21 protein-coding genes are annotated in these 22,520 nt (G+C 33.2%); 18 read left to right on the top strand and 3 right to left on the bottom strand.

Features of this window, described 5'->3' with window-relative positions; all coding sequences use genetic code 11:
- The first annotated feature begins 72 nt into the window (after positions 1 to 72).
- The 6 genes from C8N41_RS12235 to C8N41_RS12260 all read left to right on the top strand — a co-directional run bounded on the left by C8N41_RS12235 (position 73) and on the right by C8N41_RS12260 (position 8,177).
- Positions 73 to 4,428, top strand: a complete 4,356-nt coding sequence (locus C8N41_RS12235) for a translocation/assembly module TamB domain-containing protein (RefSeq protein ID WP_170137122.1) — start codon at positions 73 to 75, stop codon at positions 4,426 to 4,428.
- 136 nt (positions 4,429 to 4,564) lie between these two features.
- Positions 4,565 to 5,551, top strand: a complete 987-nt coding sequence (gene pfkA, locus C8N41_RS12240; RefSeq protein WP_115839452.1) for a 6-phosphofructokinase — start codon at positions 4,565 to 4,567, stop codon at positions 5,549 to 5,551.
- A 32-nt stretch (positions 5,552 to 5,583) separates the two neighbouring features.
- Positions 5,584 to 6,585, top strand: a complete 1,002-nt coding sequence (gene gap / locus C8N41_RS12245) for a type I glyceraldehyde-3-phosphate dehydrogenase (RefSeq protein WP_115839453.1) — start codon at positions 5,584 to 5,586, stop codon at positions 6,583 to 6,585.
- A gap of 78 nt (positions 6,586 to 6,663) precedes the next feature.
- Complete coding sequence (locus tag C8N41_RS12250; RefSeq protein ID WP_092447441.1) at positions 6,664 to 7,527, top strand: N-acetylglucosamine kinase; 864 nt, start codon at positions 6,664 to 6,666, stop codon at positions 7,525 to 7,527.
- A gap of 1 nt (position 7,528) precedes the next feature.
- Positions 7,529 to 7,891 (top strand): methylglyoxal synthase, encoded by a 363-nt coding sequence (locus C8N41_RS12255; protein ID WP_092447843.1) that lies wholly within the window; start codon positions 7,529 to 7,531, stop codon positions 7,889 to 7,891.
- Positions 7,892 to 7,994: 103 nt separating this feature from the next.
- Entirely contained in the window at positions 7,995 to 8,177 is a 183-nt protein-coding gene (locus C8N41_RS12260; RefSeq protein ID WP_092447442.1) for a hypothetical protein, read from the top strand.
- A 13-nt stretch (positions 8,178 to 8,190) separates the two neighbouring features.
- Here C8N41_RS12260 and C8N41_RS12265 read toward each other — a convergent pair whose 3' ends face one another.
- Both C8N41_RS12265 and C8N41_RS12270 read right to left on the bottom strand, forming a co-directional pair.
- Positions 8,191 to 9,495 carry an MFS transporter gene (locus C8N41_RS12265; protein ID WP_115839454.1) on the bottom strand — a complete coding sequence of 435 codons (1,305 nt, stop codon included), beginning with the start codon at positions 9,493 to 9,495 and terminating at the stop codon, positions 8,191 to 8,193.
- Position 9,496: 1 nt separating this feature from the next.
- Complete coding sequence (locus C8N41_RS12270; RefSeq protein ID WP_092447444.1) at positions 9,497 to 11,125, bottom strand: acyl-CoA carboxylase subunit beta; 1,629 nt, start codon at positions 11,123 to 11,125, stop codon at positions 9,497 to 9,499.
- Between the two features lie 60 nt (positions 11,126 to 11,185).
- Between C8N41_RS12270 and C8N41_RS12275 the strand changes: the two genes are divergently transcribed.
- The 6 genes from C8N41_RS12275 (at position 11,186) to ettA (ending at position 14,961) form a co-directional block, all read left to right on the top strand.
- The gene (locus tag C8N41_RS12275) at positions 11,186 to 11,623 is read left to right on the top strand and encodes a DoxX family protein (RefSeq protein WP_317124578.1); all 438 of its coding nucleotides are present in this window, start codon (positions 11,186 to 11,188) and stop codon (positions 11,621 to 11,623) included.
- A gap of 16 nt (positions 11,624 to 11,639) precedes the next feature.
- Complete coding sequence (locus tag C8N41_RS12280) at positions 11,640 to 12,170, top strand: NADPH-dependent FMN reductase (RefSeq protein WP_092447445.1); 531 nt, start codon at positions 11,640 to 11,642, stop codon at positions 12,168 to 12,170.
- A gap of 2 nt (positions 12,171 to 12,172) precedes the next feature.
- Complete coding sequence (locus C8N41_RS12285; protein WP_115839455.1) at positions 12,173 to 12,454, top strand: GNAT family N-acetyltransferase; 282 nt, start codon at positions 12,173 to 12,175, stop codon at positions 12,452 to 12,454.
- A 15-nt stretch (positions 12,455 to 12,469) separates the two neighbouring features.
- Positions 12,470 to 12,907 (top strand): MarR family winged helix-turn-helix transcriptional regulator, encoded by a 438-nt coding sequence (locus C8N41_RS12290; RefSeq protein ID WP_092447447.1) that lies wholly within the window; start codon positions 12,470 to 12,472, stop codon positions 12,905 to 12,907.
- A 145-nt stretch (positions 12,908 to 13,052) separates the two neighbouring features.
- Positions 13,053 to 13,235 carry a CAL67264 family membrane protein gene (locus C8N41_RS12295; RefSeq protein WP_092447448.1) on the top strand — a complete coding sequence of 61 codons (183 nt, stop codon included), beginning with the start codon at positions 13,053 to 13,055 and terminating at the stop codon, positions 13,233 to 13,235.
- A 34-nt stretch (positions 13,236 to 13,269) separates the two neighbouring features.
- Positions 13,270 to 14,961 (top strand): energy-dependent translational throttle protein EttA, encoded by a 1,692-nt coding sequence (gene ettA, locus C8N41_RS12300; protein ID WP_092447449.1) that lies wholly within the window; start codon positions 13,270 to 13,272, stop codon positions 14,959 to 14,961.
- Between the two features lie 180 nt (positions 14,962 to 15,141).
- Here ettA and C8N41_RS12305 read toward each other — a convergent pair whose 3' ends face one another.
- The gene (locus C8N41_RS12305; protein ID WP_115839456.1) at positions 15,142 to 15,366 is read right to left on the bottom strand and encodes a hypothetical protein; all 225 of its coding nucleotides are present in this window, start codon (positions 15,364 to 15,366) and stop codon (positions 15,142 to 15,144) included.
- A gap of 319 nt (positions 15,367 to 15,685) precedes the next feature.
- Between C8N41_RS12305 and C8N41_RS12310 the strand changes: the two genes are divergently transcribed.
- The 6 genes from C8N41_RS12310 (at position 15,686) to C8N41_RS12335 (ending at position 22,503) form a co-directional block, all read left to right on the top strand.
- Entirely contained in the window at positions 15,686 to 17,032 is a 1,347-nt protein-coding gene (locus C8N41_RS12310; protein ID WP_115839457.1) for a coiled-coil domain-containing protein, read from the top strand.
- Positions 17,033 to 17,176: 144 nt separating this feature from the next.
- Entirely contained in the window at positions 17,177 to 18,220 is a 1,044-nt protein-coding gene (locus C8N41_RS12315) for a hypothetical protein (RefSeq protein WP_115839458.1), read from the top strand.
- A 50-nt stretch (positions 18,221 to 18,270) separates the two neighbouring features.
- Positions 18,271 to 18,555, top strand: coding sequence for a four helix bundle protein (locus tag C8N41_RS12320; RefSeq protein ID WP_115839459.1), 285 nt, complete (start codon positions 18,271 to 18,273; stop codon positions 18,553 to 18,555).
- 24 nt (positions 18,556 to 18,579) lie between these two features.
- Positions 18,580 to 20,535, top strand: coding sequence for an AAA family ATPase (locus tag C8N41_RS12325; protein ID WP_115839460.1), 1,956 nt, complete (start codon positions 18,580 to 18,582; stop codon positions 20,533 to 20,535).
- Between the two features lie 53 nt (positions 20,536 to 20,588).
- A complete protein-coding gene (locus C8N41_RS12330) occupies positions 20,589 to 21,176 on the top strand; it encodes an NUDIX domain-containing protein (RefSeq protein WP_115839461.1) in 588 nt (195 codons plus the stop codon).
- Positions 21,177 to 21,267: 91 nt separating this feature from the next.
- Positions 21,268 to 22,503 carry a DUF6638 family protein gene (locus C8N41_RS12335; RefSeq protein ID WP_115839462.1) on the top strand — a complete coding sequence of 412 codons (1,236 nt, stop codon included), beginning with the start codon at positions 21,268 to 21,270 and terminating at the stop codon, positions 22,501 to 22,503.
- Positions 22,504 to 22,520 lie beyond the last annotated feature (17 nt).

The following is a 22,520-nucleotide window of genomic DNA, read 5'->3' on the forward strand; positions in this document are numbered from 1 at the left end:
ATAGTAGCAATTATATTGTTGCTGTTTTTTATTTTGTTTCTGGTGCTCTCTATTCCGGCCGTGCAAACAAAATTGGGAAGATATGCAACGGATAGAATTAATAACGACTTTAAAACGGATATAAATATTGGTCGTGTGGGTCTTCAGCTCAATGGAGATATTGAATTAAAGGAAATACTGATTAGAGATTATAAGCAAGATACACTAATCAGTGTTGGAGAACTCAATAGTTCTATTATCAGTTTTCAGAATTTATTGAATAGTAAACTCAATTTTGGTGATATTGACCTTCAAAATGTCATGTTTAATTTAAAAACTTACAAAGGAGAAACCGATACCAATCTCGATGTATTTGTTGCCAAGTTTGATAATGATAACCCAAGAGTTGGTCCTAGTGAGTTTTTGTTTTCTTCTAGTGATGTTTCAATTGAAGGAGGTATATTTAGATTAACTGATGAAAATTTAGACACTCCAAAAATTTTCGAATTCTCAGATTTAAATGCAAACACCACTAATTTTTTAATTAATGGACCAGAAGTGAGTGCTCGGATTAATAAATTTAGTTTTATTGATAGTAGAGGTATTGCCGTAAAGAATTTAATGTCAAATTTTGAATACACGCTAGATCATATGACGTTTGGAGATTTAAACATTTCTACTGAGTTGTCAGAATTAAAAGGTGATTTAAGATTTAATTATAAGCGTGAAGATTTTAAATATTTTACAGATAAAGTCGATGTGGTTGCGAGTTTTAGAGACTCAGACATTTCATTAACGGAATTAAATGTGTTTTTTGATGAATTTGGAACGGGTCAACACGCAGATTTTAATGCCGATTTATCGGGTACGTTAAATAATTTAGAGGCTAAAAATCTAAATATTAGTACCACTTCTAATACTAGAATTATTGGAGATATTACATTCAAAAATTTATTCAGTAAAGAAGAAGATAGTTTTGCGTTGCAAGGAGATTTTCAAAATTTAGCCTCTAATTATAGAGACCTTACCGCTTTAATGCCTCGATTGTTAGGGAATTCTATTCCTAGTGTAATTTCTAAGGTTGGTAATTTTAAAATTAAAGGATCCTCCTTTATTACGGCTAAGCGCGTAGATGCAGATATTGAAATTAATACAGATTTAGGGTTTATTAAGTCTAATCTAGAGCTTACCGATATTGATAATATAGACAATGCGAGTTATGTTGGAAATATTGTATTAGACGAATTTAATATCGGCGAACTTATTAATGACCCTTTAGTGAAAACAACGTCGTTAAATTTAGATGTTGATGGAAAAGGTTTTACTCTAGAAAATTTAAATACAGACGTTAAAGGCGATGTGTTTGTTCTCGATTATAATGATTATACCTATAGAGATATTGTGCTTTCTGGAGACCTTGGAAATAGTATTTTTAATGGAGTTGTAAAAGTTGAAGATCTTAATCTTCAACTCGATTTTAATGGACTTGCCGATTTTTCCGAAGATCTTAAAAAATTCGATTTTAAAGCTAATGTAGGTTATGCTAATCTTAGCAACTTAAATTTTGTTAAGCGAGATAGCATTTCAGAATTTAGAGGTTTGGTTACAATGACCGCTACAGGCACTACATTAGATAATGCTGTCGGAGCGATTAATATAAAAAACACTACTTATAAAAATCAAGATAATGATTATGTTTTTGAGGATTTTGATATTGTGTCGTCGTTTAAAGATAATGAACGTACAATAGCTATTGACTCGCCAGATATTATTGATGGTAAAATTACAGGGCAATTTAAAACAAAAGATATACTAGGATTGGTAGAGAATTCCGTAGGAAGTATTTACACCAATTTTGTGCCTAATACTGTAAGTGAAGGACAGTATATTGACTTCAGATTTAATATTTATTCAAAAATCGCAACAGTTTTTTTTAAGGATTTAATATTAGGAAAAAACACCTTTATTGAAGGGAGAATTGAAACAGATGAAAAAGGTTTTGAACTCACATTTAATTCACCAGAAATTAAATTCAAAGATTATTTTGCAAATAACATCAATGTTAATATTGATAATAGTAACCCTTTATTTAACACCTATGTTGAAATAGATAGCCTAAGTGCAGGTGTGTATAATGCTTCTCAGTTTAGTCTAATTAATGTTACCAAACGCGATACTTTATTAATTAAATCTGAATTTAAAGGAGGAACAAATAATGCCGATGATTTTAATCTAAGCATGTTTTACACCATAGATGAATTCAATAAATCTGTCGTAGGATTAAGAAAATCTGAAGTGAAATTTAAAGGTTTCGATTGGCTTCTAAATTCTGAAAAGGATACTTTAAATAAGGTCACTTTTGATAGGGATTTTAAAACATTTGATATTTTTCCTATCAGTATTACACACGAAGATGAAGAAATCTTAGTTTCTGGAAAAGTCATAGATTCTACCAATAAAACTTTTAATGTCGATTTTAAAGATGTAGAACTGGTGAAGATTACTCCACGTATAGATAGTTTGGCACTGAGAGGTATAGTAAACGGTAAATTAGATGTTGTACAAAATGAAGGAGTTTATTTACCTAAATCTAATGTAGAAATTAGTGGTTTTTTCGTTAATGATTACGACTTAGGAAACCTTAAAGCAGCTATTGAAGGGAATAATTCCATCACAAATTATAATGTAGATGTCACGTTGGTTAATGATAATTTAAAGTCCTTAGATGCCAAAGGCACTATAGACGTGGCTCAAAATAATCCAGAAATAGACTTAAACGTTAATTTTGAAGAGTTTCTTTTAGATCCTTTAAATCCCTTAGGCGAAGGTGTTATAAGCAATATTAGAGGTTTGGTTTCTGGGTATGCCAATGTAACAGGAAGCTTAAATAAACCGGCTATTTACGGTGAGTTGTTATTAGATAGAGCTGGTTTATCTATTCCGTATCTCAATGTGGATTACGGTTTTGATTTTGATTCTAAAGTATCGCTTAGAGGTCAGCAGTTTATCTTTAATGATGTCTCCATGACTGATTCTGAATACTTCTCCAAAGGCAGTTTAAATGGTTTTATAGCGCATAATAATTTTTCGGATTGGAAACTAGGTTTAGAGTTAAATACAGACAGACTTTTAGTTTTAAACACGGAAGAATCTGAGGACGAGTTATATTATGGTACAGGCTTTATTTCTGGAAAAGCAGAAATAAAAGGACCAACAGACCAACTAACTATTAAAGTTATTAATGGAAGAACTGAAGCCGGAACGGAATTTTTTATTCCACTTAATGATTCTGAAAGTTTTGGTGATAACTCATTTATTCATTTTTTAAGTCCTGAAGAAAAAGCAACAAGATTAAAAGGAGAAATATCCGAAACCATTGAAGTGAAAGGTTTGGTATTAGATTTTGATTTAAATATAAATCAAAATGCAACCATAGAAATAGTAATAGATAAAGAAGCCGGAAGCACCATTAAAGGTCGTGGAGTAGGTGGACTAAACTTTCTAATAAACACCAACGGAACCTTTGATATGTGGGGAGATTTTGTGGTTTACGATGGTACATATAATTTTAAATACGGTGGCTTTGTAGAAAAGAAATTTATTGTAGAACAAGGAGGAAGTATTGTTTGGGAAGGAGACCCTATGGGTGCCGAAATTAATCTGAAAGCATTATATGCAGGTAATGCCAATCCTTCGGTATTATTAGATAATCCTATAAATCAAAGTATTGATGTTGAAGTTGAAATTCATCTTACAGGCAAATTAGAACAACCAGATCCACAATTCGATTTTAGATTTCCAAATGTTAGCTCAACGGTAAAGTCAGAGCTAGATTATCGATTGTCTTCTAAAGATGAGCGCGATAACCAAGCTTTAATATTTTTAGCGACAGGAGGATTTTCAAGTAGCCTAGGAGGTGCGAATTTTACAGGAACGATTTCAGAACGTCTTACAGGTATCGTAAATAATCTCTTTGGTGCTAATAATGGCAATTTAGATATTGGTATTGATTTTGAATTGGGACAAGACACACCAGAACTGCAAACAAACAATAAATTTGGTTTAACACTGCAAACTAAAATAAGTGATAAAATTTTGGTAAATGGTAAGGTGGGTGTACCATTCGGAAGCGCTAGTCAAACCGTAATAAGTGGAGATGTACAAATCGATTTACTACTAAACGAAGACGGTACCTTAAGAGCCAAAGTGTTTAACAGGGAAAACAGCATTAGAAACTTTGGTGAAGAAATAGGGTATACACAAGGTGTCGGTCTGTCTTACAATGTTGAATTTGATTCGTTTAAAGAATTCCTTCAAATTATCTTTTCGGGTAAAAACAAAAACGTTAAGAGTGAGAAAAAAGAGCCTTCTAAAAAGAAGGATAGTGAAGATGATTTATTACCAGATTATATGTCTATGAAAGAGAAAAAATCTAAATCAAAGTCTTAAATTCTTGATTTTTTCTCATAATTATTAAATACTTATTAACGAAAACGTTTGAATTGTTTTTTACCTGTTATTTTTATGATAATAGTCACTTTTATATATATATAGTTTCTTAATTTTACTGTAAATAATTATAATAATGCTACAAACAATAAAAAAAATAGGTGTTTTAACCTCTGGAGGTGATGCACCGGGAATGAACGCTGCAATTAGATCTGTAGTAAGAACTTGTGCTTTCCATGACATAAAATGCTACGGTATTTATAGAGGTTACCAAGGAATGATTGAAGGAGATTTTGTAGAGATGGACGCACGTAGTGTAAAAGGGATCATAAACAAAGGCGGTACAATATTAAAGTCGGCACGTTCGCAAGGATTTAGAACTAAAGAAGGTCGGCAAATGGCTTACGATCAATTAAAGAAAGCGGGTATTGATGCTTTGGTAGTAATTGGTGGTGATGGTAGTTTTACAGGAGCAATGATCTTTAATAAAGAATTTGAATTTCCGGTAATGGGTATTCCTGGTACTATTGATAATGATATTTTTGGTACAACTCATACATTAGGATACGATACAGCCTTAAATACGGTTGTAGATGTTATCGATAAAATTAGAGATACAGCCAGTTCGCATAACAGATTGTTCTTCGTTGAAGTGATGGGACGCGACGTTGGGCATATTGCTTTAAATGTAGGTATTGCTGGTGGTGCTGAAGAAATTTTAATTCCTGAAGAAGATTTAGGTTTAGACCGATTAGTAGAATCATTAAGACGAAGTAAAAAATCTGGAAAATCTTCGAGTATCGTAGTCGTTGCAGAAGGTGATAAAATAGGTAAAAGTGTTTTCGAACTTAAGGATTACGTCGATCAAAACATGGAAGATTACGACGTAAGAGTTTCTGTACTTGGTCATATGCAACGTGGTGGTCCGCCATCATGTTTCGATAGAGTTTTTGCGAGTAGAATGGGAGTTAAAGCTGTAGAAAGTTTAATTACTGGAAAAAGTAATTATATGGTTGGTATGAAAAATGACCTTATAGAATTAACACCGTTTGATCAGGCCGTAAAAGGAAAATCAAAAATTAATAAGGAACTTTTAAGAGTTTCGGATATTATGTCAATATAAATAAGAATAAAAATTAAACTAAAAATAGAGAAATGGCAAATTTAAAATTAGGAATAAACGGATTCGGTAGAATAGGAAGAATAGTGTTTAGAGCAACAGTAAAGCGTAATGACGTTGATGTTGTAGCAATTAATGATTTATTAGATGTAGAACATTTAGCATATTTATTAAAATACGACTCAGTACACGGTAGATTTGATGGAACCGTAGAGGTAAAAGACGGACACTTAGTAGTAGATGGAAAAACAATCCGTGTAACAGCAGAAAAAGATCCTAAAAATTTAAAGTGGGATGAAGCAGGAGCCTCAGTAGTTGCAGAATGTACAGGTATTTTTACAACTTTAGAGACTGCGCAATATCATATAGATGGTGGTGCTAAAAAAGTAGTTATTTCAGCACCAAGTAAAGATGCACCGATGTTTGTAATGGGCGTTAATGATGATACATTAAAGGCTAGCGATACAATTGTGTCTAATGCATCTTGTACAACAAACTGTTTAGCTCCGATTGCTAAAGTAATTGAAGATAACTTCGGAATTGATGAAGCTTTAATGACAACAATTCATGCAGCAACGTCTACACAATTTACGGTAGATGCGCCTTCTCGTAAAAACTACAGATTAGGACGTTCTGCTTTAAATAACATTATTCCTAGTTCTACAGGTGCTGCAAAAGCTGTAGGTAAAGTTATTCCGGAATTAGACGGAAAACTTACAGGAATGGCATTTAGAGTTCCTACTGTAGATGTTTCTGTTGTAGATTTAACAGTTAAAACTAAAAAAGAAACGTCTTTAGAAGAAATCAAAGCTGCAATGAAAAAAGCTGCTGAAGGATCTATGGAAGGTGTTTTAGGATATACTGAAGATGCTGTAGTATCTCAAGATTTTGTAAGCGAAACAAGAACGAGTGTTTTTGATGCTGATGCTTCAATAGAATTGAATGCTTCATTCTTCAAATTAATATCTTGGTATGATAATGAATTTGGATATTCAAACAAATTAATTGATTTAGCTCAAAAGGCAAATAGCTTATAAGACTTATTATTAATTCTGAAAATTCCGTAGAATTATGAATTGTCATAGGCTACGGAATTTTTTATTATATAGATTATTATGATTTTAATTACAGATGGTGGTTCTACAAAATGCGATTGGATAGCTATAGATTCAAACGGAAATCAAACTGTCGATAAAATAAGAACCAAAGGTTTAAATCCTGCGATTGTAGCAGAAAAAAAACTGAATAAAACAATTCGTAAGAGTAGTGAATTGATGACTCTTGCAGATGAGGTTACTCATATATATTTTTATGGAGCAGGTTGCGGAACAGAAAAGCCAAGGCTGTTATTAAAATCAATCCTTGAGTCTTATTTTGTAAATGCTAAAGTTGAAGTTAGAGAAGACACCTATGCAGCGGTAAGAGCATGTATTGATACCAACGATGAAGCTGCTGTTGTATGCATATTAGGAACCGGTTCTAACTGTAGTTATTATGACGGTAAGGATTTACATCAGCGTGTAGATAGTCTTGGGTTTATTTTAATGGATGATGCCAGCGGAAATTATTTTGGCAAACAATTAATTAGAGATTATTACTTTAATAAAATGCCAGATACAATTAGTGTCGCATTTGCTCACAAGCATAATTTAGATGCAGATTTTATTAAATACAATTTGTATAAGCAAACCAATCCAAGTGCATATTTAGCAGACCATGCAGAATTTATGTTTATCAATAAAGATTCAGAATACATTAGTAATATTATAACAAAGGGAATTCGTTTGTTTACCGAGAACATGATTCTTCAGTTTAAGGAAGAATTAGATGCAGGTGTGCCAGTGCACTTTGCAGGTTCTATTGCGTTTTTTGGACAAGATGAAATTAAGAAAGTGGCAGACGAATATGGCTTTAAAGTCGGTAACTTTGTAAGAAGACCTATAGAAGGTTTAGTAGATTATCATGTTAAAAACTTGTAATATGGAAATAGCAATCATCGCACACGATGGTAAAAAGGCTGAAATGGTTCAGTTTTTAAATGAACATCGCGAGATTTTACGTCAAAAAAATATTAACTTAATTTCTACAGGTACCACAGGAGAAAAGGTGTCAAAGGCAGGATTTGATGTCAATGCGTTGCTGTCTGGTCCATTAGGAGGTGATGCTCAAATCGCTGCACGAGTTGCAGAAGGTAAATGTGGTATGGTTCTATTTTTTAGAGACCCATTAGATCGCCATCCTCATGAACCCGATATATTAATGTTAATGCGCTTATGTGATGTGCACAATGTGCCTTTAGCTACAAATCCGGCTACTGCAGATTTATTAATGAAGGCTATCTAGTACTTTTTTTTAATAACCTGTTAATAAAACTGGGCAAGGCTATTGTAAAACTTATATTTTGGTTATATCTTTGTACTAACAAAACGAAAACGATACAAGAATTATGTTCGACTTTGATCAATATTTAGGATTTTTAGCATTTTTAACCATATTAACTATAGGATTTTGGTTAATGATTTTCCTTTTAACTTTTGTAATTCCGTACTGGGTATTTGGTTCAGCTATGGAGCGTTTTAAAGAAATTAAAGAAGAAAAGAAAGCAAAACGCGAAGGTAGAGTTGCTTAAAACTTCACTTTTGTTATATCATATTATTTAAAGAGCGTATTTTACGCTCTTTTTTTGTAGTAAATGTATAAAACAATATTGCGGCAATTAGACCTACCAATGCAATTAATGCCATAACACCAAAGGTATGTTGTAATCCAACGGCACCTTTATTGGCATCTAAAAAATAACCCATTACCAATCCTGCAAAAATATCTGGAGTATAGCCTACAACAGAAATAAAACCAACTGCTGTTCCTGTAACAGCCAATGGTATTTTAGCTTCTTCTAAGGTTGCAAAATATAAAACTCTTGTAGAATAGACACCTAAAGCCATAGTTCCTATAGATAATATAAATAAAAGAGTCGTTGAGTCATTAATAATTCCGAGATAGAATATAACGCTTGTCGCAGTCATTAAAAGGAAACCGATAATAATCCAAAGAGATGCTTTAGTTCTATCTGCGAGCAAACCAATGACAACTCCAATAGCAGGACGTAAGTATAATAAGTAAGTGCCAACTTTTGCGGCTTCAATTTTATTATATCCCAAAACGTCCTCTGCATATTTACTGAAGAGATCTGTCATTTTATACCCATAATAAGCACATAGTATAATAACCATCAGCAGCCAAACGGCTCTATATTGCATCACTAGTTTAAAATTCTCTAAGGTTAATAATTTAGATGGATTTTCAGATGTTGTGCTTTCCGTTTCTGAGAACCTTAAAAAGAAATAAGTAATAACAGCTATTCCCATAACCGCAATGGAACTGTATGATATAACTTCTTTAAAAGCTAAACGACGCTCTGCAATTGTAGTTATTTCTATGTCTGTGGTAATAAATAGAGAGAAAATTATGACTCCAACAGAACCAAAAAGTGCAGCCACTAAACCTCGGCCTCCATCTAAGAACCCAAATGCTATGCCTTGTTTATTGCTTCCTCCCCATATTCTAGTAGCTTTTATCATGGCCGCCCAAAAAAGAAAGATGGTTGTAAATCCCCAGAAAGCATACAGAATATGTAAATTATAAAGGTTAGGGTAGGTCGCTAAATAAAACCCGCCTAAGGCCGTTAACATAAGAGCAAAAGACATTAGAACATGAGGCTTAAACTTATCTGCCAAAGGACCACCAAAAAGATAAGAAACTAGTGCTACAATTCCATATGCAGCAAAACAACTACCTAGTTCGGTGTCGGTTATAGAAAAAGATTCTAGAAATGTTGTTCTAAAAATACGTTGAAGGACAAAGGGTAAAATAAAAACAGCCTCTGCTGCTAATATCAGTAATATTATAACATATAGAGGCTGTTTTTTTGTAGTGTTATTCTGCATATTAAACTTGCAATACTCCCATATTAAACGGTTTTTCAATAGGAGCGTGGTTGGCAGCCTCTATTCCCATGGAAATCCATGTTCTAGTATCTAGAGGATCAATAACACCATCTGTCCAAATACGCGATGCAGCATAATATGGCGAGACTTGATCGTCGTATCTCGATTTAATTTTATTAAATAATTCTTCTTCTTTTTCTTTAGTAATTTTTTCTCCTTTTTTCTTAAGAGATGCGGTTTCTATTTGCAACAACACTTTAGCAGCTGAGTTACCACTCATTACGGCTAATTCAGCGCTTGGCCACGCTGCAATTAATCTTGGGTCATACGCTTTTCCGCACATTGCATAGTTTCCGGCACCATAGCTATTTCCTAAAACAATTGTGAATTTAGGTACCACAGAATTACTCACTGCATTTACCATTTTAGCTCCATCTTTAATAATTCCGGAATGTTCCGATTTACTGCCTACCATAAATCCTGTTACATCTTGAAGAAATACCAATGGAATTTTTTTCTGATTACAATTTGCAATAAATCGTGTAGCCTTATCTGCAGAGTCGTTATAAATTACTCCACCAAATTGCATTTCTCCCTTTTTTGTCTTTACTAATTTTCGTTGATTTGCTACAATACCTACAGCCCAACCTTCAATGCGTGCGTAGGCTGTAATAATGGTTTTTCCATAATCCTCTTTGTATTCGTCAAATTCAGAATTATCAACCAAACGCTTAATGATCTCTTTCATATCGTATTGGTCAGCACGACTTTTAGGAAGTATACCGTAAATGTCTTCAGGATTTTCTTTTGGTTTTTTAGATTCAGCCCTATTGTAACCTGCTTTATCAAAATCACCAATCTTATCAATGATACTTTTTATTTTATCTAACGCGGCTTTATCGTCCTTAGCTTTATAATCTGTGACACCAGAAATTTCACAATGGGTAGTAGCGCCTCCTAAAGTTTCATTATCAATAGATTCGCCAATTGCAGCTTTTACTAAATAGCTTCCAGCCAAGAAAATACTACCTGTCTTATCAACAATTAAGGCTTCGTCACTCATAATAGGTAAATAAGCACCACCAGCAACGCAACTACCCATAACTGCAGCAATTTGAGTAATTCCCATACTACTCATTACGGCATTGTTTCTAAAAATACGTCCAAAGTGTTCTTTATCCGGAAAAATTTCATCCTGCATAGGTAAAAAGACTCCAGCGCTATCTACTAAATAAATGATAGGAAGCTTATTTTCAATTGCAATTTCTTGTGCGCGTAAATTCTTTTTTCCTGTAATCGGAAACCAAGCACCTGCCTTTACTGTAGCGTCATTAGCCACAACAATACACTGTTTTCCTTTAATATAACCCATTTTAACCACTACACCTCCAGAAGGACAGCCTCCGTATTGTTCATACATACCTTCACCAGCAAAAGCACCAATTTCTATCGCTTTCGCTTTTGGGTCTAAGAGGTAATCAATACGCTCTCGAGCTGTCATTTTACCTTTTGAGTGATGTTTTTCAATGCTTTTTTCGCCACCACCTAATTTTACTTTTGCAAAGCGTTTTTTTAAGTCAGATACTAGGAGTTTATTGTGGTCTTCGTTTTGGTTGAATTTGATATCCATTAATAGAGAATTGTTTTGCACGAATTTACGAAACGAATCCATGTTTGGAAAGTGAATGTTTTGTTAAATAATATTACATGGGATTATTTTCCTTGGAAACTATTTGATAATGTGTTACGTTTGTTTTCTAAAAACAACCTAAAAGTGAAAACGAACAAAATTATCTATTACGCAGCTACAGGCTTATTAACTTTATTAATGTTATTTTCTATTAGTATGTATATTTTTAAGCATGATGAAATAGAAATCGCATTCACAAATTTTGGATATCCAACCTACATTATTTATCCTTATGCAATTGCTAAATTATTAGGATTAATAGCGTTGTGGTTACCAGGCTTTAAAACGTTAAAAGAATGGGCATATTCTGGATTTTTATTTGCATTTATTCTTGCTTTTTTTGCACACTTTATGATTGGTGATGGTGAACATATGGCAGCGTTAATAGCTCTAATTTTACTGATTTTATCTTACATTTTTTATAAAAAGAATAATTAAATTTAAAAGAATAGATATGAAACACATTATCGTATTTGCCGGAAGTAATAGTAGTACTTCAATTAATAAACAGTTAGCCATTTATGCCTCAGAATTGGCAGAAGGTGTACGTACAACGGTGTTAGATTTAAACGATTTTGAAATGCCTATTTATAGTTCCGATAGAGAACAAGCCCAAGGTTTTCCTAAGCAAGCTGTAGATTTTATAAATCATTTAAGGGAAGCTGATGGTTTTATAATTTCTTTAGCTGAGCATAATGGTGCTTATACGGCTGCCTTTAAAAACATATTTGATTGGGCTTCTAGAGTAGAACAAAAGACTTTTTTAAACAAGCCTTTATTACTTATGGCAACATCACCTGGAGCTAGAGGAGGAGCTTCTGTTTTAGAGTTGGCTGCTGAACGGTTTCCTAGACACGATGCGCAAATTGTAGGACAGTTTTCGTTACCTTCATTTTACGAAAATTTTGCTGATGGTAAAATCACTGATGCGACTCTAAATACACAATTATTAAATAAGGTAAAACTATTTAAAGACAATTTGTAATCATGGAACTTAAACACCACACTTCAAAAAATCGCAACAGAGTTTATCTCGTTGATGAGGATAAAGAGATAGGTGAAATAGTATACACCTATCTGAATGACCATCTTATTGATATTAGCCATACCGAAATTGACTCTAACTACAGAGGGCAAAACCTTGGGCAAAAATTAATAGACGAGCTTGCGTCATATGCAAGAAATCATCACTTAAAAGCTAAGGCAAGTTGCCCATATGTAGCTAAAGTGTTTGAAAAATCTAATGACTACAATGATATCATTGCATAAATAAACATTGAGACTATGGGAGATTTATCTAAGGATATTAATTCAAAATTTGCTAATTTTAAAGTTAAGGCGCTTCTAAATATTATTTACACCGCCAATTGGATTTCGAGTCGTCAAAGTGAAGCTTTTAAGGCCTATGGTATTTCTCAACAGCAGTATAATGTCTTAAGGATTTTAAGAGGCGCAAATCAACCTTTAAAAGTGCAAACAATTAAAGATAGAATGTTAGAGCGGTCTCCAAATGCTACACGATTAATGGATAAACTTTGCGCAAAACATCTCATTAAGCGATTACCTTCAGAACACGATAGACGTGTGGTTAAAATTGAAATTACTAAACAAGGATTAGACCTTTTAGATACAATTCCGAGCGATTTAAATAAAGATTTAATTGAAAATTTAAGTGAAGCTGAAGCAGAACAGTTAAGTAACCTCTTAGATAAAATGCGTTAATATTATTTTAGATAATAGTATTTATAAAAACTAAAAATCTTTATTTTTCGGGCATAATTCCTTTAAAAGCATTTCTACTTTTAAGGGCTTTTTTGGTTTATTTCACGATATTTGTATTTACTAACTAATAAAACTAAGATTGAGTATGGCAATGAATAAAAATACTGTGTTAGCTTGGGCTACATGGATTATGATTTTTGTAGGATTTGGGTTAATTGCCCTTGGAGCATTTCGTTATGATGATGTTGCAGGATGGGGATTTGCTGCTGTTGGAGGTGGATTTTTTTGTATTGCATGGGTGTTTAACGCTCTAAAAGGAAGAGTATAATTAACGATTTTAAAATATAACTTTACGATATATTATGAGTGATGATAAAAAAGTAATTTTCGCAATGTCGGGTCTTACAAAGACCTTTTCTGGTGCTAATACTCCAGTATTGAAAAATATATATTTAAGTTTCTTTTATGGAGCTAAGATTGGAATTCTTGGACTTAATGGCTCTGGTAAGTCTACCTTATTAAAAATTATAGCCGGAGTTGATAAAAACTATCAAGGTGATGTGGTGTTTCAACCAGGTTATTCTGTAGGTTATTTAGAGCAAGAACCACAATTAGATGATGAGAAAACGGTTATGGAAGTTGTCCGTGAAGGAGCTGCTGAAACTGTTGCAATTCTAGATGAATATAATAGTATTAATGATCAGTTTGGATTAGAAGAAGTCTACAGCGATGCTGATAAGATGGAAAAATTAATGAACCGTCAAGCAGAATTGCAAGATCAAATTGATGCGTCTAATGCTTGGGAACTAGACACTAAATTAGAAATTGCTATGGATGCGTTACGTACTCCTGATGGCGATAAAAAAATTGGAGTGCTTTCTGGTGGTGAACGTCGTCGTGTGGCATTGTGTCGTTTATTATTACAAGAGCCAGACGTTTTACTTTTAGATGAGCCAACCAACCACTTAGATGCAGAATCTGTACATTGGTTAGAGCATCATTTAGCGCAATACAAAGGAACCGTTATTGCTGTAACGCACGATAGATATTTCTTAGATAATGTTGCTGGCTGGATTTTAGAACTCGATAGAGGAGAAGGTATTCCGTGGAAAGGGAACTATTCGTCTTGGTTAGATCAGAAATCTAAACGTATGGCTCAAGAAAGTAAGACAGCTTCTAAACGTCAAAAAACATTAGAGCGTGAGCTAGATTGGGTACGTCAAGGAGCTAAAGGTCGACAAACAAAGCAAAAGGCACGTTTAAAGAATTACGATAAATTAATGAGTCAAGATCAGAAGCAACTTGACGAAAAACTGGAAATTTTTATTCCAAATGGTCCAAGATTAGGTACCAATGTTATAGAAGCTTCTGGTGTTGCTAAAGCTTATGACGATAAATTATTATATGATGATTTAAATTTTAACCTTCCTCAAGCCGGAATTGTTGGAGTTATTGGACCAAATGGTGCTGGTAAAACCACTATTTTTAGAATGATCATGGGTGAAGAAACTCCAGATAAAGGAGAATTTAAAGTCGGAGAAACTGCTAAAATCGCTTATGTAGATCAGAAACATTCTAATATAGATCCAGAAAAAACCATCTGGCAGAATTTTAGTGATGAACAAGAATTAGTAATGATGGGTGGAAAAGAAGTAAATTCTAGGGCCTATTTAAGTCGATTTAATTTTTCTGGTGGTGAGCAAAATAAAAAGGTGAAATTATTATCTGGTGGTGAGCGTAACCGTTTGCACTTAGCAATGACCCTTAAAGAAGAAGGTAATGTATTACTGTTAGATGAGCCTACTAATGATTTAGATGTTAATACATTAAGAGCTCTAGAAGAAGGTTTAGAAAACTTTGCTGGTTGTGCTGTGGTTATTAGTCACGATAGATGGTTCTTAGATAGAATTTGTACTCATATTTTAGCTTTTGAAGGAGATTCTCAAGTATATTTCTTTGAAGGAGGATTTAGTGATTATGAAGAAAATAAGAAAAAACGTCTTGGTGGTGATTTAATGCCGAAGCGAATTAAATATAAGAAGTTAGTAAGATAATACTAATAGATGTAATGTAACAAAAGAGCCAGCAATTTGCTGGCTCTTTTGTTATTCATAATTTTACTAATGAATATTATATATGTTGCGGTTGTAATAATAGTAAGATTTTATGATGTACTAATGTCTTTAATGAAAGACATTAAGTTTTATATAAATATTAAAAGTGATTAAGGTGTGTTAATGATCGCCATAGAGATGACCCCTTGTCATGTCTTCACCAGCTTCTTCATAATCTTTATAGGCATTTGTTTGCATTAATTTTTTATTCTCAGCCTTTAGCTTATACATCTTAACGATTGCAATTAAAATAAAAACCAGAAAGATAGTAGCCACGGCTATTAAAATCATAGTTAGTTGTGTGGTAGTCACAATGATAGCCTTTGGTAATAGGTTAATATTCATGATTCGTTGTTCTAAATTTGGGTTCTTCGCAGCTAATATATAAAAAAATGTTTGCGTTAAATGCTTAATATTAAATTATTTACAAACTTTTAATGAACATTAAAATCGATTAACTGTTTAGTATATCCGTTAAAGCACAGTGTTTTAAAGGGTTTTAGCTATTATTAGATGTTTTGAAAAATTGACATAATTATTCTTAATCTGTAACAAATTTAATAAAAACGCTACTTATATTTTAGCAACTAAAGTTTTTATAGTCTTAAAAATTTACCGAAATTGCTTAGCAGAATAATGTCCAACCTTAATACTATTACACTCTATGTCTGATGATTTTGATTTATTAGAAACCAATTCACAAGAAAAAACTGAAAAAGTCGATGTAAATTGGGGAAAAGCCATTGACCAAATGAAGTCAAAGCTTGCTCAAGAGGATGACCCAGAAAGTCGTCAGAAAATACTAAACGCTACATTAGATAATGTAGTAGATATGGCAGAAAAGGATAGAACAACCTTATTAGATGCTATAAAAGACTTAACAGACTACCAAGATGAAGTAGGGATTATGTTCGAAGGTTTTTCTGCATTAAATGCTGCAGAACAAAAAATCATTGATGATGCGGTTAAACGTTTAGAACGCGCTAAAGTTGAACTTGAAGATGCTAATAATAAACCAGACACATGGTGGAATAACCTTTGGGGACGTAAAAGTAAAATTAGAGACGCAGAGCAAGAACTTCAAAATGCGCAAAAAGAACGAGATGCTTCAGATAATAAAGCAAAAGCCATGTTTCAACAGCGTATAGAAACGGCAGATGTTCAAACGTTATTAAATGAACTTTCATTTAAAAGTCAGGCGGCAATAAAACGATTAAAAGATCGTGAAATTGAAATTAAAGAAGTAGAGGAAAGTCTTAAAACGGCCATTGTAGAAGCTTCAAATAATCATACAAAAGCACTTCAAAAGAAAAAAGAAGTTGAAGATAAATTAGAAGAGCAATATGCTTTATTAAAACAAGCGCGGCAGGCTTTAGAAGAAGTTGCAGATAAACAATCTACAGAATATTCTGATGCTTTAGGTAAAGTGACTACACTAGAGCAAAAAGTTGAAGAATTAGAAGGGCTTAAAAATGCTTACACAACGTTAGCGGCTTCTAAAGATAGTTTTGTACACAAGCACAATCTGACTATTAAAGTATTAACGTCTTTACGTAGTAATTTACAAACACATCGTGCCAAATTAAAGTCGGATACTGATGAGCGACTTAAATATTATGATGGTTATGTGGTAGCTTTAAAAGCACGTACAGATCAAGAATTCGCAGCAATCTTAGAACATTTAGGTGTTAAAACCGATGAACATATTGGTGAAACGTTAGCAGCAATGCATACAGCGAGCGCTAGAGCACGACAAGAAATGATGGATAATATACCAGTACACGAAAAAGTAATGCAAGGGGTTTACGGAAGTTATGCAGAAGCATTAAATGAGATTCGTGAAAAAGATAAGTCTATACAAAAGAATTTTGCCGAACGTTATGGTATTGATATGAAAGAAATCTTTGAAGATTACTACGCTGCCGATGCAAATGCACCAACTGGTGATGCCGGAGGAGAACCCGCTGGCGAACCTAAACCAAAAGCTGGCGAAGATGATTTGTTAGGCTAATCTTAAATCGTTAGAGTCATCAGTATTCAGTCATTAATGGTGCTGAATACTGTGGCAAAAACGATATCATCAAAATTCTTTATTTAATACGTCTCAAGTATTCATAGTGAGTATGCATTGAATACGGTCAACTACCTACTAAAAATGATAGTTACACCCTTAGATTCCGCAGTTTTAGATTCCAAAGAACAATATGTGTTTTATCACAAATTGATTGATTTTGCATTAAAGGAATTAATCGTAGCGGTGCAACAAAAACAAATTTTAAATCAACAAGAAGTACTCTTATTTAAGCAATATAGCGACTTATTATTGTATTCCATAGAAGCGATGCGTGTAAAGTACATGTATGATGATGAGGAAAACATGAAAGTCGATTTAACCGATTCTAGTTTTCCTAATTATTTAGAGTTTAGATATTTGTTTAACGATTTAGCATTACGAGAAGAATATTTAGAGAAGCTAACCAATATAGATGTTTTAAAGGAGGAATTTTTAGATACCTTAATGCGAAAGAAAGAGCCAATTGCCAAGCGTAAACTCTTTCAAGCGGCATCTATAGTATATTATACTTCGGCTAAAAAAGAATATATATTTAACCGGTTTGTGCAAGGTAAGATTATTAAGGCGCCAGAAGGAACTGTTGCCGAGTATTTAGTGAGTTGGAGCTTTTACGACGTAGCACACAACAGGCCATTTATTTGCTATATGTACTTTGATTACGACGGCAAGGATCCACAAAAAGACCGAAATGAAATTTATAATGCTTTAAAAACTATTGCCGACCGAGAAATGGCTTTAGATACCATGGCATATGGTATTGATAAGCGTTTGCCAAAGGTATTACCCAAACTGATAAAACGTGTAGATTTAGGACCTATCCACAATGTGTTTGCTAAAGACGAGAACAAGGTTACGCATGCTATGTTGCAAGGGATTGCTAACAAAGAAATCCCTTTGGAATCTTACGCTATTTCATTTAAAATAGATGAGCTAGAGTCTGGGAGCGCATTTAAAGAAGGAGGGTTTTTTAGTAAGCAAACTTATCAACGGTGGAATGCCATATATAGGCAACGCTATGTCTTTGCTCCACATCGTATTATACAAATGCTTTATAATAAAACTCCTGAAATTATGAATAAGTTGGCACAAAGTCCAATTCAAATTTCTGAATTAAAAATGGAATGAATCTGCAGTGTGCAGACCTCAGTTAGCCGTCAGAATTAGTAAATATTAATATGTCTTTTAAAACATTATTAGCTTATCAAAAAGGATTCGATTTAGCAATGGAAATATTTCATTTAGTTAACGTGTTTCCTAAGTCTGAAATATTTGGCTTATCGTCGCAAATGATAAGATCTAGTAGGTCGGTTTGTTCTAATATAGCTGAAGGCTATGGAAAACGACAGTACGAAAAGCATTTTAAAAGTGAATTATCTGACGCTGACAGTGAAAATTCTGAAACACAATTATGGCTGGATTTTGCTTTAGCATGTGACTATATTTCAGAAGAAAAAAAATGAATTACAATATAGAAGACAAAAAAAATGGAACACAATTCAACATTTCCTATTAAACAAAATGAATTAGATATGCTTCGGGATGAAGCTACGTCATATATTAAATCCATTCAATGGGAACAAAGTCAGCGTGCCAAAAACAAGGATAACGAGGCTAAAGACCAATCTATTTTGTTGTATTTGTCTAGAGCAAATAATGGGAGTAATGTTAATGTGACTTCAGTTTCTAAAACCATTTTAGCATTAAAAAAGCGTTTGTTACCAGAATCTGTAGCACTTCCTGTAAATTTAAATCACACCTTATTTGCGGTGCAAGAAGCTTTAACGCTAGGAATTTGGATTAAAGACTCTTATTATGATGCCTCAGGTTTATCGAGTTTAAGTGAAAACAAATCAGCTTTAGACAACTTTGGAAGGCGTGAATACGAAAGTAAAATGCATACAGCTACAGCATTTATGTTGTTTGCAACAGCTTACAAAATTCTTCACGATTTAAAACCACATGCCTCAGATGATTTATCGGTAATGAAGCAAAAGTTTGCTGGTATTCCTGAAGTTTCATTATTAACACCTTTAAAAGGGATTTCTTGTCAGTTGTTTTATTATGATAAGTATTTAGGACATCCAGAAATCATAACATCAGATAAAGATGTTATCGATTTTACAGTGGTTTATTTTGAAGCACTCATAGACGAAATTCAACTTCGTAAAAATAGCTTAGAACATACAGAAACCATTGTAGATAGAACCTATAAACTAGAAAACTCTGATTTTGCAGTTTCTGGCTGGGAAAATACTTTTTCGGGTACTGCAAAAAGTATCGAATTCAACAAAATACAGTTTGAGCAAATTGTTGGCAACAGAGATGCTAAACATTTTGCACGTCGTTTAACCGAGCGATTGTTGAGTTACGATATAGAAGCAAAGAAAAACCCATTTCAAGAATTAGGTGGATTTATGCCTGTTTTTATGGGTTACGGCATTCCAGGGACAGGTAAAAGTATGCTGATAGCAGCTATTGCAACCCGATTAAAAGAACATACCGATAATTTAGATATTCCGTTTTTATTTCATCCCATGCCAGATACGTTGATTAGTACATTTCAAGGTGGTTCTGCCGAAAAAATGGTAGAGTGGATGAAGCCATTGCAAGATCCAACAAAATTGATTTTCGCACCGATAGATGATGCCGAAAACAATCTACAAGAACGTACAGCACAAGGTGTTTCTGCTGGTGTTAAAGAAGTAATTGGTGTATTTTTAAGATATACAGAAGGTGCTTATGCCGTAAATTACGGTAACAGTTCTATTGGTTTATTTACCAATTTACCCGAAATGTTAGACAAAGCTGTAATTTCTAGAGTACAAGGTCGATTTAAAATTGATGGAGCACGTACGGAACACGATTTTGTGGATCAAGATTACATTTGGTGGAAGAAATTGCAAGATACGATGCCAGATTTTGTTAATATGAATGATCCTGAAGTGTATAAATATCTATCAGATCAAGGTTTGGCACAAAGTATGGGAGACATTTTAAATACCGTTGAAAAACCTACAGAAGCTCGCGTACACGATGCTTATGATAAAATAGAAAAGCGACATGGTACTAATGATCATATGTTTTTTGCAGCTTTGTTTAAAGAAATTCAGAAGCTATTTCCGTTTTTCTCGTCAAGAGATGTACGAAATATTCAATCTGCCATTTCATTACGACTTACGGATTTTGATTTAGAACAAGATTGGTTTGAAAACCCAGAAACGTATTTTAAAAAGGACTATGAGACTAAATTTAATATGCTTCAAGAATTAATGAAATCGAATATGAAAGGTTTAAACTTTTCAGATATAAGACGACAAGAAGTGATTCGATATTTAGATAATGTGGCCACTATTGCAGATACAGATTTTAAACGTAAAGTGGATGCTAGAGTGAATCAACTACATATTGAAACCAAAGCTAGAGAACAGTTTGGGAAATAAAACAGGTTAATTAAATAGTGAGACTATGAGAAACACAAAGGATAAGCGATACCATGAATAATTTAAAAAATATAAATAAAACCGTACTCTCTCACGACTGGGCAAAATTAGAACGTATTGATTACGATTATCAATTTAGAAATGGTGCATGGAAACGTCTGTCGCGAGAGTGTTATAATCGCGGCAATGGTGCGGCAATATTACTGTACAATGTTAAAAAACAAACGGTTATTTTAACTAAGCAATTCCGCATGCCAGCTTATGATAATGTTAAAAGCGAAGGCATGTCTATTGAGGTTTGTGCAGGCGCTATAGATAATAACGATCAGCCTTTAGAAACTATTATAAGAGAAACAGAGGAAGAAGTAGGTTATAAAATACATGAGGCTAAACAAGTGCTTACCGCATATACTTCACCAGGTGCTTTAACCGAGAAAATGTTTTTATTTGTTGCTGAATATAGCGAAGAAATGAAAGTGAACTGTGGAGGTGGTTTAGAGGCCGAAGATGAAGATATCGAAATTTTAGAACTGTCATTCTCAACAGTCTTAGAGATGATAAAAAACGAGGAAATCATAGATGCCAAATCTATTATGCTATTACAATATGCTCAAATTCATAAATTGTTAAGGGTTTTATAACTAGAAATACGTCTATGAGAATATTTTAATAAAGTTGATTATAAATAAAAGTTTAAGTAAATAATTAGAGTACCGCTTTCGCGACAAAAAGATGCAAAAATTAAAACAAGCCAACCTATATAGAAGTGAACTTATTCCTGTGAGCGGGAAATTAGTAGAACGCTATAACAAATGTCTAAAAACATTAGGTTTTAAAGAAACCAAATTAACATCGTTTTTTATTGATGGCATTGGCTGGAGTCCTGAGGTGGCAGAAGAGATGAACAATCTGCATTACCTCAATCATGGTGATGCAAATCCGCACGGCATTATTATTTCGCCATTACAAAAAGGAAAACCAGTGTATCTACCATTTCATTCGTTTGATAAGGACATGATGCACCATATCTTTAAAACATACTCGCAAAAAATAAACGACATAACAAGAGATTCTGCTATTTGTTTAGATTTTGATCAAAATATTGATGTATTTTATGAGCCTTTAGATGTTTTAAAATATAACACTGTTGAGATTTCTTTTAGGCTTATAGATAATTTAGAAAAAAATCAAGAAGCACAGTTAGCGTTAGTTGACAAGTTTAATACGGGCCATAATTTTATAGATGAAGGTCTACATCAGCAATTGCTCAATTCAGCCAAGCGTTATGGAGATTTGAGGAATAGGGATTTAAGCTTAGAACCGCTACACTTTACCACAAATTCATTTTTTACAAGAGCTTTTAAAGGTGTATATGTTTTAAGAGACTTTATTAAAACCATTGTGGTTTTTGAAAATAGAGACGCCTATAAAGAAGCGATAAAGGATACAATTCACGATGTGCTTATTTATCATATATCACAACCAGAATTGGTGACGAAATTAAAAGACCATATCATTATTGAGTGCGATTTAGAGCAAATCGTTACAACACCAAATTACGATCGAATTAAAAAATACGAGTTATCAAAATTTTTAAAAGATACAGCACATCCCATAGTGTCAATTTTAAACGATAAGGTGCTTTTTAAAAGTTATTTAAATAAAATAGGCATTGAAGAACGTAAACAAGTGATGGGAGTAGAAATTTATTTAGAAAAATTAGAACGAAGTAACGCCTATAAAATTGAAGATATTGTTGACCAATCGTTTTATTTTGCTTTACATCAGCCGCATTCATCATTGTCTCCTGAGCATCGCGATTTAATTCATAAGCTATTAATTAATATAGCGCCAATGGATGTTTTGTTCTTGTATTGGTATGATAAAGAACAGTTTTATAAAAATTATGAAACTTGGGAAGATTCATTTAAGGATTGGGTAATAGAGCGCATTCGTAACAATATATAAGAAAATTAGACTAATTT

It is taken from the genome of Winogradskyella sediminis (assembly GCF_003387355.1).
Taxonomy (GTDB): domain Bacteria; phylum Bacteroidota; class Bacteroidia; order Flavobacteriales; family Flavobacteriaceae; genus Winogradskyella; species Winogradskyella sediminis.

Excerpts from the sequence above, each read along its gene's own strand:
- pfkA (WP_115839452.1), top strand. The coding sequence starts at position 4,565 with ATGCTACAAACAATAAAAAAAATAGGTGTTTTAACCTCTGGAGGTGAT.
- gap (WP_115839453.1), top strand. The coding sequence starts at position 5,584 with ATGGCAAATTTAAAATTAGGAATAAACGGATTCGGTAGAATAGGAAGA.
- C8N41_RS12250 (WP_092447441.1), top strand. The coding sequence starts at position 6,664 with ATGATTTTAATTACAGATGGTGGTTCTACAAAATGCGATTGGATAGCT.
- C8N41_RS12255 (WP_092447843.1), top strand. The coding sequence starts at position 7,529 with ATGGAAATAGCAATCATCGCACACGATGGTAAAAAGGCTGAAATGGTT.
- C8N41_RS12260 (WP_092447442.1), top strand. The coding sequence starts at position 7,995 with ATGTTCGACTTTGATCAATATTTAGGATTTTTAGCATTTTTAACCATA.
- C8N41_RS12265 (WP_115839454.1), bottom strand. The coding sequence starts at position 9,495 with ATGCAGAATAACACTACAAAAAAACAGCCTCTATATGTTATAATATTA.
- C8N41_RS12270 (WP_092447444.1), bottom strand. The coding sequence starts at position 11,125 with ATGGATATCAAATTCAACCAAAACGAAGACCACAATAAACTCCTAGTA.
- C8N41_RS12280 (WP_092447445.1), top strand. The coding sequence starts at position 11,640 with ATGAAACACATTATCGTATTTGCCGGAAGTAATAGTAGTACTTCAATT.
- C8N41_RS12285 (WP_115839455.1), top strand. The coding sequence starts at position 12,173 with ATGGAACTTAAACACCACACTTCAAAAAATCGCAACAGAGTTTATCTC.
- C8N41_RS12290 (WP_092447447.1), top strand. The coding sequence starts at position 12,470 with ATGGGAGATTTATCTAAGGATATTAATTCAAAATTTGCTAATTTTAAA.
- C8N41_RS12295 (WP_092447448.1), top strand. The coding sequence starts at position 13,053 with ATGGCAATGAATAAAAATACTGTGTTAGCTTGGGCTACATGGATTATG.
- ettA (WP_092447449.1), top strand. The coding sequence starts at position 13,270 with ATGAGTGATGATAAAAAAGTAATTTTCGCAATGTCGGGTCTTACAAAG.
- C8N41_RS12305 (WP_115839456.1), bottom strand. The coding sequence starts at position 15,366 with ATGAATATTAACCTATTACCAAAGGCTATCATTGTGACTACCACACAA.
- C8N41_RS12310 (WP_115839457.1), top strand. The coding sequence starts at position 15,686 with ATGTCTGATGATTTTGATTTATTAGAAACCAATTCACAAGAAAAAACT.
- C8N41_RS12315 (WP_115839458.1), top strand. The coding sequence starts at position 17,177 with ATGATAGTTACACCCTTAGATTCCGCAGTTTTAGATTCCAAAGAACAA.
- C8N41_RS12320 (WP_115839459.1), top strand. The coding sequence starts at position 18,271 with ATGTCTTTTAAAACATTATTAGCTTATCAAAAAGGATTCGATTTAGCA.
- C8N41_RS12325 (WP_115839460.1), top strand. The coding sequence starts at position 18,580 with ATGGAACACAATTCAACATTTCCTATTAAACAAAATGAATTAGATATG.
- C8N41_RS12330 (WP_115839461.1), top strand. The coding sequence starts at position 20,589 with ATGAATAATTTAAAAAATATAAATAAAACCGTACTCTCTCACGACTGG.
- C8N41_RS12335 (WP_115839462.1), top strand. The coding sequence starts at position 21,268 with ATGCAAAAATTAAAACAAGCCAACCTATATAGAAGTGAACTTATTCCT.